Origin of the sequence: Tahibacter amnicola, from assembly GCF_025398735.1 — a bacterium.
Classification (GTDB): Bacteria; Pseudomonadota; Gammaproteobacteria; order Xanthomonadales; family Rhodanobacteraceae; genus Tahibacter; species Tahibacter amnicola.
The window spans coordinates 5,659,025-5,673,042 of the sequence record NZ_CP104694.1; the positions used below are offsets into that span (position 1 = coordinate 5,659,025).

The 14,018-nt window shown below is 67.0% G+C and carries 14 protein-coding genes; 10 read left to right on the forward strand and 4 right to left on the reverse strand.

All coding sequences use genetic code 11. The features are described from left to right. Nucleotides 1-60: 60 nt before the first annotated feature. From lptD to pdxA, 3 genes are all read left to right on the forward strand, one after another. Complete coding sequence (gene lptD / locus N4264_RS22285; RefSeq protein ID WP_261694408.1) at nt 61-2,352, forward strand: LPS assembly protein LptD; 2,292 nt, start codon at nt 61-63, stop codon at nt 2,350-2,352. A gap of 120 nt (nt 2,353-2,472) precedes the next feature. Further along, nucleotides 2,473-3,816, forward strand: coding sequence for a peptidylprolyl isomerase (locus N4264_RS22290; RefSeq protein WP_261694409.1), 1,344 nt, complete (start codon nt 2,473-2,475; stop codon nt 3,814-3,816). 52 nt (nt 3,817-3,868) lie between these two features. Next, entirely contained in the window at nt 3,869-4,864 is a 996-nt protein-coding gene (gene pdxA, locus N4264_RS22295; RefSeq protein WP_261694410.1) for a 4-hydroxythreonine-4-phosphate dehydrogenase PdxA, read from the forward strand. A gap of 43 nt (nt 4,865-4,907) precedes the next feature. On the opposite strand, the gene N4264_RS22300 is transcribed toward pdxA, so the two are convergent. Continuing rightward, nucleotides 4,908-5,834, reverse strand: coding sequence for a DMT family transporter (locus tag N4264_RS22300; RefSeq protein WP_261694411.1), 927 nt, complete (start codon nt 5,832-5,834; stop codon nt 4,908-4,910). Nucleotides 5,835-5,980: 146 nt separating this feature from the next. Here N4264_RS22300 and gcvA point away from each other — a divergent pair, with 146 nt between their 5' ends. The 4 genes from gcvA to N4264_RS22320 all read left to right on the forward strand — a co-directional run bounded on the left by gcvA (nt 5,981) and on the right by N4264_RS22320 (nt 9,097). Next, nucleotides 5,981-6,910: a transcriptional regulator GcvA gene (gene gcvA, locus N4264_RS22305; protein ID WP_261694412.1), complete on the forward strand. Its 930-nt coding sequence runs from the start codon at nt 5,981-5,983 to the stop codon at nt 6,908-6,910. Further along, nucleotides 6,907-7,755: a 16S rRNA (adenine(1518)-N(6)/adenine(1519)-N(6))-dimethyltransferase RsmA gene (rsmA, locus tag N4264_RS22310; protein ID WP_261694413.1), complete on the forward strand. Its 849-nt coding sequence runs from the start codon at nt 6,907-6,909 to the stop codon at nt 7,753-7,755. The genes gcvA and rsmA overlap by 4 nt, the downstream gene beginning before the upstream one ends. A 110-nt stretch (nt 7,756-7,865) precedes the next feature. Next, nucleotides 7,866-8,249, forward strand: coding sequence for a Co2+/Mg2+ efflux facilitator ApaG/CorD (gene apaG, locus N4264_RS22315; RefSeq protein ID WP_261694414.1), 384 nt, complete (start codon nt 7,866-7,868; stop codon nt 8,247-8,249). Continuing rightward, nucleotides 8,249-9,097 (forward strand): symmetrical bis(5'-nucleosyl)-tetraphosphatase, encoded by an 849-nt coding sequence (locus N4264_RS22320; protein ID WP_261694415.1) that lies wholly within the window; start codon nt 8,249-8,251, stop codon nt 9,095-9,097. The genes apaG and N4264_RS22320 overlap by 1 nt, the downstream gene beginning before the upstream one ends. A gap of 86 nt (nt 9,098-9,183) precedes the next feature. Here the strand turns inward: N4264_RS22320 and N4264_RS22325 are convergent, their stop codons facing one another. Genes N4264_RS22325 through N4264_RS22335 form a run of 3 tightly spaced genes read right to left on the reverse strand, consistent with a single transcriptional unit; the run spans nt 9,184 to nt 10,894 of the window. Continuing rightward, entirely contained in the window at nt 9,184-9,666 is a 483-nt protein-coding gene (locus tag N4264_RS22325; protein WP_261694416.1) for a dihydrofolate reductase, read from the reverse strand. Beyond that, nucleotides 9,660-10,103, reverse strand: a complete 444-nt coding sequence (locus tag N4264_RS22330; RefSeq protein WP_261694417.1) for a DoxX family protein — start codon at nt 10,101-10,103, stop codon at nt 9,660-9,662. The genes N4264_RS22325 and N4264_RS22330 overlap by 7 nt, the downstream gene beginning before the upstream one ends. Continuing rightward, nucleotides 10,100-10,894 carry a thymidylate synthase gene (locus N4264_RS22335; RefSeq protein WP_261694418.1) on the reverse strand — a complete coding sequence of 265 codons (795 nt, stop codon included), beginning with the start codon at nt 10,892-10,894 and terminating at the stop codon, nt 10,100-10,102. The genes N4264_RS22330 and N4264_RS22335 overlap by 4 nt, the downstream gene beginning before the upstream one ends. A gap of 162 nt (nt 10,895-11,056) precedes the next feature. Between N4264_RS22335 and N4264_RS22340 the strand changes: the two genes are divergently transcribed. Genes N4264_RS22340 through N4264_RS22350 form a run of 3 tightly spaced genes read left to right on the forward strand, consistent with a single transcriptional unit; the run spans nt 11,057 to nt 14,012 of the window. Continuing rightward, complete coding sequence (locus N4264_RS22340; protein WP_261694419.1) at nt 11,057-12,067, forward strand: TIGR00266 family protein; 1,011 nt, start codon at nt 11,057-11,059, stop codon at nt 12,065-12,067. Nucleotides 12,068-12,122: 55 nt separating this feature from the next. Continuing rightward, a complete protein-coding gene (locus tag N4264_RS22345; protein ID WP_261694420.1) occupies nt 12,123-13,388 on the forward strand; it encodes an ATP-binding protein in 1,266 nt (421 codons plus the stop codon). Nucleotides 13,389-13,409: 21 nt separating this feature from the next. Further along, nucleotides 13,410-14,012 (forward strand): response regulator transcription factor, encoded by a 603-nt coding sequence (locus N4264_RS22350; protein WP_261694421.1) that lies wholly within the window; start codon nt 13,410-13,412, stop codon nt 14,010-14,012. Nucleotides 14,013-14,018: the final 6 nt, after the last annotated feature.

The following is a 14,018-nucleotide window of genomic DNA, read 5'->3' on the forward strand; positions in this document are numbered from 1 at the left end:
CTGCGGTGTGCGCGTTTGAGGCATCTTACGCGTCTCTGTGGCCGCAAAAGACCGTGCTCCGTGCCGCGTAATGCCCCCCGATTCCCGGCTGTGCGCCTGCTGGCGCTGGCCACCATCGCTTCGCTCCACGGCACCGGCGCTTTCGCCGCCACGCCGAAGGCAGACGATTTCCGCCTCTGCAAGCCCAACGCGCTGCTGTCGTTCTACACCCCCGGCCTGCCGACCACGGGCGACCGCAACGCCGAAGCCGCCGATTTCACCGCCGACCGCTTCCAGTCCAAGGACACGTCCAAATACGTGCTGGAAGGCAAGGCGCGCATCCAGCGCCTGGATCAGCTGCTGCAGGCCGAACGCCTGACCTACTGGACCGAGACGACCGCCTGGCTGGCCGAAGGCGACGTGCGTTACCAGGATCGCGGTCTTCTGCTGTCGGCGACCAGGGGTGAAGGCACGACGACGCCGAGCACCGCCACGCTCGACAACGTGCGCTTCCAGCTGCTGGGCTCGCGCGGCAACGGCAGTGCCGCGCAGGCGAAGCTGATCGATGCCGATCATGCATCCATGACCCAGGTCGGCTTCACCACCTGTGACCCCGAGGCCACCCAATGGGAGATCCGCGCCGACGACCTGTCGCTGGACCAGGCCGAAGGCGTCGGCCGGGGTCACAACGCGACGCTGCGCCTGGGCGACGTGCCGATCCTGTGGCTGCCGTACGTCCGCTTCCCGATCGATGAGCGGCGCCAGAGCGGCTTCCTGTATCCGCGCGTAGGGTTCAACGGCAACAGCGGCTTCGACTACACCCAGCCCTACTACATCAATATCGCGCCCAACTACGATGCGACGCTTTACCCACGCATCGTGACCCAGCGCGGGCTGATGCTGGGCGGTGAATTCCGCTACCTCACGGACAACCATCGCGGCCAGATCGATGGCTCGTGGATGCCGGACGACCGCAAGGCCGACCGCGACCGCGGCGACTTCCACATCGAACACCACGGCGTGCTGTCGCCGCACTGGAATATCGCGGCAAATATCAATCACGTCTCGGATGACCGCTATTTCGAGGATTTCGGCGACAGCCTGTCGACCGTCTCGACCAGCCTGCTGCCGTCCAGCGCGTATCTGCTCGGCCACGGCGCCCATTGGACGGCGAGCTTCGGCGGCGATCGCTACCAGATCACCGACCCGACCCTCAACGACATCTTTGAACCGTATCGCCGCCTGCCGCGCGCCACCTTCGAAGCCGATGTGGGGCTCGTGGGCAGCCTGCGCGGCGGGGTGAAATCGGAATTCGTGTCCTTCTCGAAGGAGTGCCAGAAGTTCGCGCCCGGGGAGACCGGCGTGTGCCCGGCCACGGGCGAGCGCCTGGACCTGTATCCGTACCTGAGCCTGCCGCTGGAAGGCGCATCGTGGTTCCTGCGCCCGGAAGTGGGCGTGCGGCATACGCGTTACGAGGTCGAACAGGACAGCCGCGTCGGTCCGTCCGGCGGCCCGGTGGTGGCATACGAACACCAGTGGTCACCGCGGCGCACCCTGCCGATCAGCAGCGTCGATGCCGGCCTGTTCTTCGAGCGGGAAACGCAGCTGTGGGGCACCCAGTACACCCAGACGCTCGAACCGCGCCTGTACTACTTGAACGTGCCCTATCGCGACCAGTCGGATATCCCGCTGTTCGATACCCAGCCGGTCAGTTTTGACTACCCGCAGCTGTTCACGACCAATCGCTTCACCGGCGCCGACCGCCAGATGGATGCGAAGAACCTGACCGTGGCCCTGACCACGCGCCTGCTCGAAAGCAACGGCGCGGAGCGGCTCTCGGCCAGCTTCGGGCAGATCCGCTACTTCGACGACCAGCGCGTGCAGCTGCCCGGCGTCAACGCCACTGACTTCAGCAGCTCGGCCTATGTGGGCGAGCTCGACCTGCGCATCAGCGACCGCTGGCGCCTGAAGCTCGCCGATCACTGGGATCCGAACAAGGACCGCACCGACCTCTCCGCCGTCTCGGTGCAGCACCGGTTCCTGGGCGACGGCGTGGTGAACCTGTCTTACCGTTACCGCCGCGACTTCCTTGAACAGACCGACCTGTCGGCGCTGGTGCCCATCAACGAGGTCTGGCGCCTGATTGGCCGCTGGAACTACTCGCTGCGCGACGAAAAGACCCTCGAGGGCCTGTTCGGCATCGAGCATGACAGCTGCTGCGTGGCCTGGCGCCTGCTGGCGCGCCGGTATGTGCGCACGGCCGAGGGCAAGGCCAACAACGCCCTGTACTTCGAGCTGGAATTCAAGGGCATCGGCGCCATCGGCCAGAAAACCGAGGACTTTTTGCGCCGTGGTATTCTTGGCTATCAGTAGTTTCCAGCGGGCCCGTTCCATTCAGGCCCGAGTTCGGGTCGCCGTGCACACTCGGCGACCTGATTCGCCATGCCGGACCGCCCCTCGCGCGGCCATCCCGAGACCTTCCACGGACCACCGATGAAAAAGTTCGCGCTCGCCTTTGCCCTGACCGTCTCATTCGCCGCCGGGATGCCGTCCGCCCAGGCGCAGATGCTCGATTCCGAGCCCCTGGACAGCATCGTCGCGGTGGTGGACGAGGACGTCGTGCTCAAGAGCCAGCTGGATCGCGCCGTCGGCCAGATCGTCGCGCAGTACCAGCGCAATCCGCAGCAGCTGCCGCCCCGGAACATTCTCGAGCGCCAGGTGCTCGACCGCCTGATCATGACCCGCCTGCAGGTGGCGCGCGCCGAGCAGACCGGGGTGCGCATCGGTGACGTGGAAATCGACCAGGCCGTGGCCAGCGTCGCCCGCCAGAACAAGATGGACGTCGATCAGCTGCGTTCCGCCCTGGCCCGCGACGGCCTGAGCTACACCGAGTTCCGCAGCAACCTGCACGACGAGCTGGTCACCCAGCGGCTGCGCCAGCGCGTGGCCCAGTCGGCCCAGGCGACCGACGCCGAAGTCGACATCCTGCTCGCCGGCAACAGCCTCAAGACCGGCGAAGTGCGCCTGTCGCACATCCTGATCAACCTGCCGGACGGCGCCAGCGCGCAGCAGATCCAGGCCGCGAAGGAAAAGGCCGACAAGGTCAGGCGCGAGCTGGAATCCGGCGAAGATTTCGCCGCAGTCGCGATCCGCTCTTCCGATGCGCCCGATGCCCTCGACGGCGGCGACCTGGGCTGGCGCCGCTACGACCAGGTGCCGGGCATGTTCGCCGACCTGCTCCAGGGCATGAGCGTGGGCCAGGTGACGCCAGCCGTGCGCGGTCCCAGCGGTTTCCACATTCTCAAGCTGGTTGACCAGCGCGAGCAGGGCAAGCAGGTGGTCACCGAATTCCACGCCCTGCACATGATGATCAAGATCGACGAACTGGTCAGCGCGACCGACGCGGAGAAAAAGATCCGCGACCTGCGCCAGCGCATCGTCGACAAGGGTGAAGACTTCGGCCAGTTGGCCAAGGCGCACTCCCAGGACAACACCACCGCCAACAACAACGGCGACATGGGCTGGTTCCCGATCGACACCTACGGCCAGCAGGTCGGCGAAGTGATTGCCCGCCTGAAAGACGGCGAGGTCAGCGAGCCGTTCCGCAGCAACGTCGGCTATCACTTCGTCAAGCGCCTGGGCATGCGTGAGCTCGACCGCACCGACGACAACCGCCGCCAGCAGGCGCGCGAAGCCATCCAGCAGCGCAAGGCCGAAGATGACTTCGAAAATCTGATGCGCCAGCTGCGCTCCGAGGCGTTCATCGAGTTCCGCCTGCCCGGCTTCGATGCCAAGGGCGAGCCCACGCAGGGCAGCGCCAGCGGTTCCAAGTCCTGAGTTCCTGGGCCCGGTTCGCCGGGCCCTTTCGTTTCTGCCCGCGGTGATACCGATGCCGACGCCCGGACTCCCCCGACTTGTCCTGACGCCCGGCGAACCGGCCGGCGTAGGGCCGGAGCTCGTTGCCGAACTGGCCGCCAGCGATATCGAAGCCGACCTGATCGCCGTAGCCGATCCATCGGTGCTGGCCGATGCGGCGCGCAGCCGCGGCGTGACGCTCGATCTTCGCGCCGACGACGGCCAGCGGCGCACCCGCCGTCTTCCTGGCGAGCTGCGCTACGTGGCGATTCCTGTTGCCAGCCGCGTGGTGCCGGGTGTCCTGGACCCGGCCAATGCCTCTTACGTGCTCGACACCCTGGCGCGCGCCGCCGACGGCTGCCTCGCCGGCGAATTCGACGCGCTGGTGACCGGCCCGGTGCACAAGGGGGTGATCAACGATGCCGGCATCGCCTTCAGCGGCCACACGGAGTTTTTCGCCGCACGCGCCGCCACGGATGTGGTGATGATGCTGGCCACGCCCTCGCTGCGCGTGGCCCTGGTCACCACGCACCTGCCGTTGGCCGCTGTGCCGGCGGCTATCACGGCACTGGCGCTGGAACGTTGCATCCGCATTCTGGATGGCGATCTGCGCCGCCACTTCGCGCTGCCGCAGCCCCGCATCCTCGTGCTCGGCCTCAACCCGCACGCGGGTGAAGGCGGCCATATAGGCCGCGAGGAGATCGATACGATCATCCCCGTGCTGGACAAGCTACGCGGTGAGGGAATGACGCTGGTCGGTCCGCTTCCCGCCGACACGGCTTTCGTGCCGGAACAACTGCAACGGGGCGATGCGGTGCTGGCGATGTACCACGACCAGGGCCTTCCGGTGCTCAAGGCGCAGGGCTTCGGTTCAGCGGTCAATATCACCCTCGGCCTGCCTTTTATCCGTACGTCCGTCGATCACGGCACTGCGCTGGATCTGGCTGGCCGTGGCACGGCCGATGCGGCCAGCCTGGTCACGGCAGCCCGGCTTGCCCGGTCGCTGGCGGTGACCCGTATTCGCGCGTAAGACCGCGCCCGCCGGAATCGCACGGATTCCGGCGGGCAGGCACTCACTTCTTGGCAACACAGGTCGCGAGCGGCAGGGCGGCGGCGACGACCGCCTCGCGCCGGCGCGGCCAGCGCACTTTCTCGAACACCAGCGCGACGGCAAACAGCACCAGCGCCAGCCCGATCAGGCTCGCCCAGGTAATGGCTTCGTCCAGGAACAACGCACCCCAGAGCTGCGCGAACAACGGAACCATGAACGTTACTGTGGTGCCCCGCTCGGCGCCGGCCTCCCGCAGCACGCGGAAATACATGACATAGGCCGTGGCCGTGCAGACCAGGCCAAGGGCGATCAGGGCAAGGCCCGGAACCAGCGCCGGTACCGCGGTCGGCAAATTGATGAACAGCATCGGCACCATCAGGATGGCTGCGCCCAGCTGCGTACCGGTGGCCGCGACGACCGGATCAGTACCCGCAAAACGGCGGCGCAGCTCGCCAGCGCTGAAGGCGTAGAGAAACGCCGCCAGCAGGCCCGCGCCGAAGGCGAGCACGGTCGGCACATCGAGCGTGACGGTGCCAAAGCGCGCCACGGTGATCACACCGGCCATACCGGTCGCCACGCCCGCCAGCTTCGACCAGGACGGCCGTGCGTGCTGCGTGCCCCAGGCCATCAGCACCGCAAACAGCGGTACGGTGGCATTGAGCAGGGCCGAATAACCGGCCGGCAGGTAACGGGCCATCAAGGCAAACATCAGGAAGGGAATCGCGGCGCTGGCGGCGCCGATCCACAGGTAGGCTTTCCAGTGCTTGCGCCATTCCAGCGAAAGCCCCTGCAGCCAGGCAAAGATCACGAGTGCCAGCGCCGACAGGCCCAGGCGGCCTGCGGCGGTAAACCCGGCGCCGAATTCCGGCACGGCCAGGCGCATGAAAAGGAACGACCCACCCCAGATCATGGCCAGGGCGAGCATACGGGACATCAACGACAGGTTCATTGCGACTCCTCGGCCGTCTCCGGTGGTCCGCGATGAACCCCGAGTGTCAGTAGCGTCAACACTTCACGGCGCGGAATGCATGCTAACGCTCGACGTAACGGCACAAAATCGATACTTTCTGCCGACGACTGTTAGCGGAACTAACAATGCGTCCCTGGCACCACCTGCCATCGCTGCGCACGCTGCGCGTCTTCGAATGCGCCGCCCGCCATCTGAACTGGAGCCGTGCCGCCGCGGAGCTGCACCTGACCCACGGCGCCATCAGCGTACAGATCAAGGCACTGGAAGAGGACCTCGACACCAAGCTCTTCGTCCGCGACGGCCGGCGCACGGCACTCACCGAAGCGGGCCAGCAGCTGGCGATCGGCGTGCGGGAGGCCCTGGACCAGCTGGCCCTGACCGTCAGCCGGGTGCGCGAACGCAGCGCCGGTCACGTGCTGACGCTCAGCGTGCTCCCTTCCTTCGCAGCGGCGTGGCTGGTTGGCCGGCTCGGGGGATTCCTGGCGCGACACGCGGACATCGAGCTCAATCTGCAGAGCAGCACAGGGCTGGCCGACTTCCGCAACGACGGGGTCGACGTGGCGATCCGCTGGGGGAACGGGGCGTGGCCTGATCTGCACTGCGACAAGCTGCTCGATGACGAGCTGTTTCCGGTACTCAGCCCGAACCTGGCGACGCCGCCGCTGGAGCATCCGGTCCAGTTGCTGGACCTGCCGCTGGTGCGGGTCAAGCAGCAGGCCCGCCTCAATGACTGGGTGCGCTGGTTCGCCGCGGCGGGCGTGACGGTGATGGAACCGCGCCGCGGACCGGTGTTCGACGACACCGAGCTGGCGCTCCGCGCGGCCGCCCAGGGCCACGGCGTGGTCCTGGGCCGCAGCTCGCTGGTGGCGGCCCGCCTGGCCAGCGGTGAACTCATCGCCCCGTTCGCGCTGCGCATTCCCTCGTTCTACGCGTACTATCTGGTGTGTCCCCAAACGCATCTCGACAAGCCTTCGGTGCGGAAATTCCGCGCCTGGCTGATCGAAGAGCTTGCCCATTCATCGCCGCTCGCGCCCCCGCCCGAGGCTTCCGCTTGAAACCGAACCATTCCCCACGCTCCGCCGACACCGGCGAGCATGTGCACAAGAAACGCTTCGGCCAGCACTTCCTGCACGATCCCGGCCTCATCCGCCGCATCGTCCAGGCTGTCGCGCCCAAGCCGGGTGACCGCCTGGTCGAGATCGGCCCGGGTGAAGGGGCCATCACCCTGCCCCTGCTGGAGCAGCACGGCGAGATCACGGTGATCGAGCTCGACCGCGACCTGATCCCGCGGATCGAGGCGGCCGCCGCGCCGCACGGGCGCATCGAGGTGGTCAATGCCGACGTGCTCACGGTAGATTTCACCGCATTGGCCAAAGGTGGAAAAATACGATTGGTCGGCAACCTGCCCTACAACATCTCCAGCCCCATCCTGTTCCACTGCCTGGAGCACGCCGGGTCGATCATCGACATGCACTTCATGCTGCAGAAAGAAGTCGTCGACCGCATGGCGGCAGACCCGGGCAGCAAGGTGTATGGCCGTCTCTCGGTGATGCTGCAGCTCTACTGCCGGGTCGAACCCCTGTTCAAGGTGCCACCCGGGGCGTTCAACCCACCCCCCAAGGTTGATTCCGCGGTCGTGCGGCTCACGCCACTGCCGCCGGAAAGGCGCCACGATGCGGATCCAAGACTGGTCGAGCGTGTCGTGCGCGAGGCCTTTGGCCAGCGGCGCAAGACACTGTCCAACGCGCTGCACCACGTCGCCACCGCCGAGCAGATCCAGGCGGCCGGCATCGACCCGCGAACGCGCGCAGAGCAACTGGCGCCATCGCAGTTCGTCGCCATCGCCCGGATTGTCGCCGCCGGCCAGGCTGCAGGCACGATCGACACCGCGGCGCAATAGGCGCCCCGCCGGCGCCGCGCCAGGTCACCTGCGCACGCCGGAACGAAGGCAACGCACATTCCGCGACAAGGCGGGTTGCGATGCATCCCGCACTCGCCGAGAATTCCCGCATGAACCGCAAACAGCCCTATGACATGGCGATTTCCGTCGCGACGCGCTTCATCGACGACCAGTCGATGCCCGCCGACAACCGCTACGTCTTCGCCTACACCATCACCATTCAGAACACCGGCGAAGTCGCCGCCCAACTCCTTTCGCGCCACTGGATCATCACCGACGGTAACGGCAAGGTGCAGGAAGTGGTCGGTGACGGCGTGGTCGGCGAAAAGCCCCATATGCGCCCGGGCGAGGAGTTCCGCTACACCTCGGGCGCCATCCTCGAAACCAGCGTCGGCACCATGCGCGGCAGCTATCGCATGGTGGCGGATGACGGCACGGAGTTCGATGCGGAAATCCCGCAGTTCACCCTGTCGATTCCGCGGACGCTGCATTGATGGCGACCTGGGCCATCGGCGACCTGCAGGGCTGCTACGACGAACTCGCCCGCCTGCTCGACAAGATCCAGTACAATGCCGCAAATGATGCTTTGTGGTTTTGTGGCGACCTTGTCAACCGCGGCGGCCAGTCGCTGGAGGTGCTGCGGCTGCTGCGCACCCTGGGCGACCAGACCGTGGTCACGCTGGGCAACCACGACCTGAGCCTCCTGGCGGTGGCCGAGCGCAACGAGGCAGAACAGGCCCGGGTGAATCCGGAACTGGGCGCTATCCTCTTCGCACCTGACCGGGAGGAACTCCTTGGCTGGTTGCGCCGGCAAAGCCTTCTGCACCACGACGAAAAGCTCAACTTCACCATGGTGCATGCCGGCTTCGCGCCGCGCTGGACCCTCGCCCAGGCACAGCGCGCCGCCCGCGAGGTCGAACGCCAGCTGCGCGGGCCGGATCATGCGCGCCTGATGCGCTCGATGTTCGGCAACAAGCCGGCGGTGTGGTCGGGCCGTCTCAAGGGCATCGAACGGATGCGCGCCAGCATCAACGTGCTCACCCGTCTTCGCTACTGCGACGTGCGCGGACGCATTGCCTTCGGCGAGAAAGGTGCGCCGGGTACGCAGCAGCCCGGTCTGTATCCCTGGTACGAAGTACCCGGCATGGTCAAGCGGGAAACGCGCATCGTGTGCGGCCACTGGTCCGCGCTGGGCCGCTTCAGCGGGCTTGGCATCTACGCCATCGATACGGGCTGCGTGTGGGGCGGTTCGCTCACCGCACTGCGCCTGGACGCGGAGGAGCCGTACTTCGTGAGCATCAAGTCCACTCGACCGCCGCCGGCGGCGCGTGACATGGATTAGAAATCGAGTGGCAGCGATTCCGGAACCCCCTCGGGTCAAGGGGGCCGGTGACGCCGTAAGGCGCTATCGCCGCCACGGCTGCGCCATCAGCGGCGCGCGTAGTCGGCAAATTCCATCGCATACGCGTGACGCGCATCGGCATCACGCCGTTCGCGCGACACGACGCGCCAATCCGCCGGATCGAACGGCGGGAACCAGGTATCCGCATCATCGACCGCGGTCTGCACGTGTGTCAGGTACATCCGCTCGGCCAGCGGCATGGCCAGGCGATAGATTTCGCCGCCGCCGATGACCATCAGCTCCTCTCCGGATGTGAGCTCCCGTGCCTGCTCCAGGGAACGCACGGTTTCCTGCGTCGGATACGGCGCCTCGCCGTCACGCGAAAGCACGAGATTGCGCCGGCCGGGCAAGGGCCGGCCGATGGATACGGCCGTCTTGCGGCCCATCAGCACCGGCTTTCCCAGGGTGAGCTGCTTGAAACGCCTGAGGTCATCCGGCAGGTGCCAGGGCATGTCGCCATCCCGGCCGATCGCACGCTGCGCATCCAGGGCGACGATCAGGCTCAGCATGGCACGCGTCGGCGCAGGGCGTGATCGAGCGACCAGCGCCCGGCGCCGGTGAAGGTCAGGCTCAGACAGCCAGCCACCAGGGCCAGCGCGGCGAAGGCCGCCGGATACGGCCGCTGGCTGTCGACCATCACGATCGCGACGACAAAATTGAACGCCAGCACAGCGCCGGCAAAGCGCGTGTAGAGACCGGCGACAAGCGCGCTACCACCCAGGAACTGCGCGGCGACGGAAAGCACGGCGCAAAACAGCGGCCAGGGAAAATCAAAGCGCGCCAGAAAATCGCGGAATTCCAGCATCCGTGCCCAGCTGAACACGTTGTCCTGGGAACTCCAGATCAAATGGCCGCCCAGGACCGCGCGAAGAATCAGGAGCCCCAGATCCGCACGCGCCGCACACCAGCGCTCAGCGGCCGCATGCAGTGCGGAAACAGCATTCATACGGCCACCGGCGCCTTGATCGCCGCATGCGAGACATAGCCCTCGATGGCGATGTCGTCATAGGTGAATCCGAATATCGAATCGACGGCCGGATTGAGTCGCAGCGTCGGCAACGGCAACGGTTCGCGCGCGAGCTGCTCGCGCGCCTGGTCGAGGTGATTGAGATACAGGTGCACGTCCCCGAAGGTATGCACGAAATCGCCGACGGCCAGGCCGCACACCTGCGCCACCATGTGCGTGAGCAGCGCATAGCTGGCGATGTTGAACGGAACCCCCAGGAACACGTCCGCCGAGCGCTGGTACAGCTGGCACGACAGGCGTCCCGCGGCGACATGGAACTGGAACAGGCTATGGCAGGGCATCAGTGCCATCCGGTCGAGCTCGCCGACATTCCAGGCGCTGACGATCAGGCGGCGCGAATCCGGATTACGTCGGATTTCGTCGACGACCCAGGCGATCTGGTCGATCGTGCGACCGTCGGCAGCGGCCCAGGCACGCCATTGCTTGCCATACACGGGGCCGAGGTCGCCGTTTTCGTCGGCCCATTCGTCCCAGATCGAAACCTTGTTCTCCGTCAGATAGGCGATGTTGGTGTCGCCACGCAGGAACCACAGCAGCTCGTGCACGATCGAGCGCAGGTGCAGGCGCTTGGTCGTCACAAGGGGAAACCCCTGCGAGAGGTCGAATCGGATCTGCCGGCCGAACAGGCTCAGGGTGCCAGTGCCGGTGCGGTCGTCCTTGCGTACGCCGTGGTCGAGGAGTTCTTGGACGAGGTCGAGATAGGCGCGCATAGACCGGGCATTGTACGCGCCGGAAGGTCCGGCGACGACGGCACCGGAGCCAACGCGTGAGGACTGCCAAGCCGCTTTCAAGCCTGCCACCTGACCCATGCCCTTCGGCGCGAGGCCCACGTACACTCGGCCTTTGGCAGATCACACCAGGGAGTGCAAGCAATGGCGCAATGGTTCTTCAGTTACAACGGCCAGCAGGTCGGCCCGCTGGATGATGCGGCGGCGCGCGCCCAGGCGGCCAGCAATCCCAATGGCCATTGCTGGCGCCAGGGTTTCACCGATTGGCAGCCGGTCGGCCAGGTCGCCGAGCTGCGCGGCAACGCGGGAGTGCCGGTCCCGGCCGCCGCGATGCCGCCGGTCGCCCCGGGCGGACGCCGCGCCGACGACATCGATTTCAAGATCGTCGGCCAGGACATGCAGTTCGTGGAAATCGAGCTCGATCCGGGCGAAAGCGCCATCGCCGAAGCCGGCGCGATGATGTACAAGGACGCATCGGTCCAGCTCGACACGGTCTTCGGCGACGGCTCCCAGAGCAGCTCGGGCAGCGGCTTCATGGGCAAGCTCCTTTCCGCCGGCAAGCGCCTGGTGACCGGCGAAAGCCTGTTCACGACGGTGTTCACCCACTCGGGCAGCGGCAAGGCGCGTGTCGCCTTCGCGGCACCCTACCCCGGCACCATCCTGGCCATGCACCTGTCCGATGTCGGCGGTCGCCTGATCTGCCAGAAAGACAGCTTTCTCTGCGCCGCACGCGGCGTGTCGATCGGAATCCACTTCCAGCGCAAGATCCTCACCGGCCTGTTCGGCGGCGAAGGCTTCATCATGCAGAAGCTCGAGGGCGACGGACTGGCTTTCGTGCACGCGGGCGGCACGGTGGTCGAACGCGAGCTGGCGCCGGGCGAACGCCTGGATGTGGACACGGGCTGCGTCGTGGCGCTCACCGATACGGTCGGCTTCGACGTCAAGCCGGTCGGCGGCATCAAGAGCATGATGTTTGGTGGCGAAGGCGTCTTCCTGGCCAATCTCACCGGCCCGGGCAAGGTCTGGCTGCAGTCGCTGCCGTTCTCGCGCATGGCCGGCCGCATGCTGGCCGCAGCGCCGCAGCGCGGCGGCTCGAGCGAAGAAGGCTCCGTCCTGGGCGGCCTCGGCGGCCTGATCATGGGCAAGGACAACTGATGACAACGGCGCACGCGCGACCCCGCGCGTGCGCCTGCGCCGGCAAGGCCCTCCCGTGAACGCCCCCATTCCCACCGGCCCCGACGCGCTCGCCCGGACACTCGCCTGGCTGCGTTTCTGCGCCGTCATGGGCCAGACGGTGACCGTGTTCTTCGTCGAGCACTACCTGAACGTGGCGCTCGACAAGTTCGCGCTGTTCGGCGGCATCGGCTTCCTCCTCGGCTTCGGCCTGCTGGTCCAGTGGCGCCTGAGCCGCGCCTGGCCGGTGAGCGCCGCGGAAGTGATGACCCAGATTGGCGTCGACACCGCCGTTTTCGCCTGGCTGCTCTACCACACCGGCGGTGCCAGCAATCCTTTCATCGGCCTGCTCCTGATGCCGATCACGCTGGCCGCCACCACCTTGAGCATGCGCGCGGTCGCCGCTGTGGCGACGATCTGCGTGGCCACTTACATCGCCTTGATGCACTGGCACCTGCCGGTGCCCGGCATCCACGACCACCAGGGCACCGCCTTCGACCTGCACGTGCTGGGCATGGCCACCTCGTTCGGCATCAGTGCCGTGCTGCTGGCCTGGTTCATCGCCCGCCTGGCCCGCGCCCTGCGCGAACGCCAGGCCGAGACCCAGCGCATCCGCGAACGCGCGCTGCGCGACGAAGGCATTCTGGCCATCGCCACGCAGGCCGCAGGCGCGGCACACGAGCTGAACACGCCGCTGTCGACGATGCGCACCTTGCTGGGCGAATTGCAGCGCGAACATCCCGAGGGGCCGCTCGCCCAGGACATCGCGCTGCTCGCCAGCCAGGTGGAACGCTGCCGAACCAGCCTGCGTGACATGGTGGCCGTCGGAAAGAGCCACCTGGACCAGCGCGCCGAGCGCGTCACCGTGGCGCGCCTGGTCGGCGATTGCCGTCACCAGTTCGCGTTGCTGCGGCCGGAAATCGCACTGTCCGTACACCTGCCGGAAGCCTGCGCCGAGCTGACGCTCGCGGTGCCGCCCAGCCTGCGCCACGCCGTCATGAACCTGCTCAACAATGCGGCAGAGGCATCACTGACCGCCGGCGCGAGTGAAGTGGAGCTGGCGGTTGCGCGTGACGGCGACAATCTGGTGCTGCGTATCCGCGACCAGGGCCCGGGCATGGTGCCAGCAGCCGCGGCGACCATGGGCACGCGCTTTGAAACGAGTAAGAGCACCGGCCTGGGCCTGGGACTGGCCCTGGCAAACGCCACCGTGGAACGCCTGGGCGGCGAACTGCGCGCAGTGATGGTGCCGGGCGGGGGCATGGAGACATGTCTCCAGCTGCCGCTCAAGGACTCCGCATAACGTCGAGGAGACGCACAGCTCATGAATACCGAAGACAGCGGCCGGACGGCCGGCACCGGCGCCGAACGCCACGGCCACTTGCTGATCATCGACGACGACACGGTGTTCGCGCAGGTGCTCGCACGGGCGATGACGACGCGCGGCTTCGCCACCAGCGTGGCGCACGACGCCGCAACCGCGCTGGCCGCCACCCGGCGCGACCTGCCGACGCACGCCGTGCTGGATCTCAAACTGGGTGCCGACAACGGCCTGGCACTTATCCCGCAATTGTTGGCACAGGCGCCGAAGCTGCGCATTCTGCTGCTCACCGGCTACGCGTCCATCGCAACCGCTGTCGAGGCGATCAAGCGCGGGGCCCACGACTATCTGGCCAAGCCCGTCGACGCGGACGCCGTATTGCGCGCCCTGCTCGATGAAGGCGGCACGGAGGGCGACCCTTCCGCCGCCGACGAGGCGGATACGCCGCCGCTGCGCCGCCTGGAGTGGGAACACATCCAGCGCGTGCTGGCCGAGTGCGAAGGCAATATCTCCGAGGCAGCCCGCCGGCTGGGCCTCCACCGCCGCACGCTGCAGCGCAAGTTGGCCAAGCACCCGGTGCGCGAGCGTCCGAACCGGTCGACGTGAACGCCG

Bases quoted from the DNA above. Each gene is read 5' to 3' on its own strand.
- N4264_RS22290 (WP_261694409.1), top strand. From the start codon at position 2,473: ATGAAAAAGTTCGCGCTCGCCTTTGCCCTGACCGTCTCATTCGCCGCC.
- pdxA (WP_261694410.1), top strand. From the start codon at position 3,869: ATGCCGACGCCCGGACTCCCCCGACTTGTCCTGACGCCCGGCGAACCG.
- N4264_RS22300 (WP_261694411.1), bottom strand. From the start codon at position 5,834: ATGAACCTGTCGTTGATGTCCCGTATGCTCGCCCTGGCCATGATCTGG.
- gcvA (WP_261694412.1), top strand. From the start codon at position 5,981: ATGCGTCCCTGGCACCACCTGCCATCGCTGCGCACGCTGCGCGTCTTC.
- apaG (WP_261694414.1), top strand. From the start codon at position 7,866: ATGAACCGCAAACAGCCCTATGACATGGCGATTTCCGTCGCGACGCGC.
- N4264_RS22320 (WP_261694415.1), top strand. From the start codon at position 8,249: ATGGCGACCTGGGCCATCGGCGACCTGCAGGGCTGCTACGACGAACTC.
- N4264_RS22325 (WP_261694416.1), bottom strand. From the start codon at position 9,666: ATGCTGAGCCTGATCGTCGCCCTGGATGCGCAGCGTGCGATCGGCCGG.
- N4264_RS22330 (WP_261694417.1), bottom strand. From the start codon at position 10,103: ATGAATGCTGTTTCCGCACTGCATGCGGCCGCTGAGCGCTGGTGTGCG.
- N4264_RS22335 (WP_261694418.1), bottom strand. From the start codon at position 10,894: ATGCGCGCCTATCTCGACCTCGTCCAAGAACTCCTCGACCACGGCGTA.
- N4264_RS22340 (WP_261694419.1), top strand. From the start codon at position 11,057: ATGGCGCAATGGTTCTTCAGTTACAACGGCCAGCAGGTCGGCCCGCTG.
- N4264_RS22350 (WP_261694421.1), top strand. From the start codon at position 13,410: ATGAATACCGAAGACAGCGGCCGGACGGCCGGCACCGGCGCCGAACGC.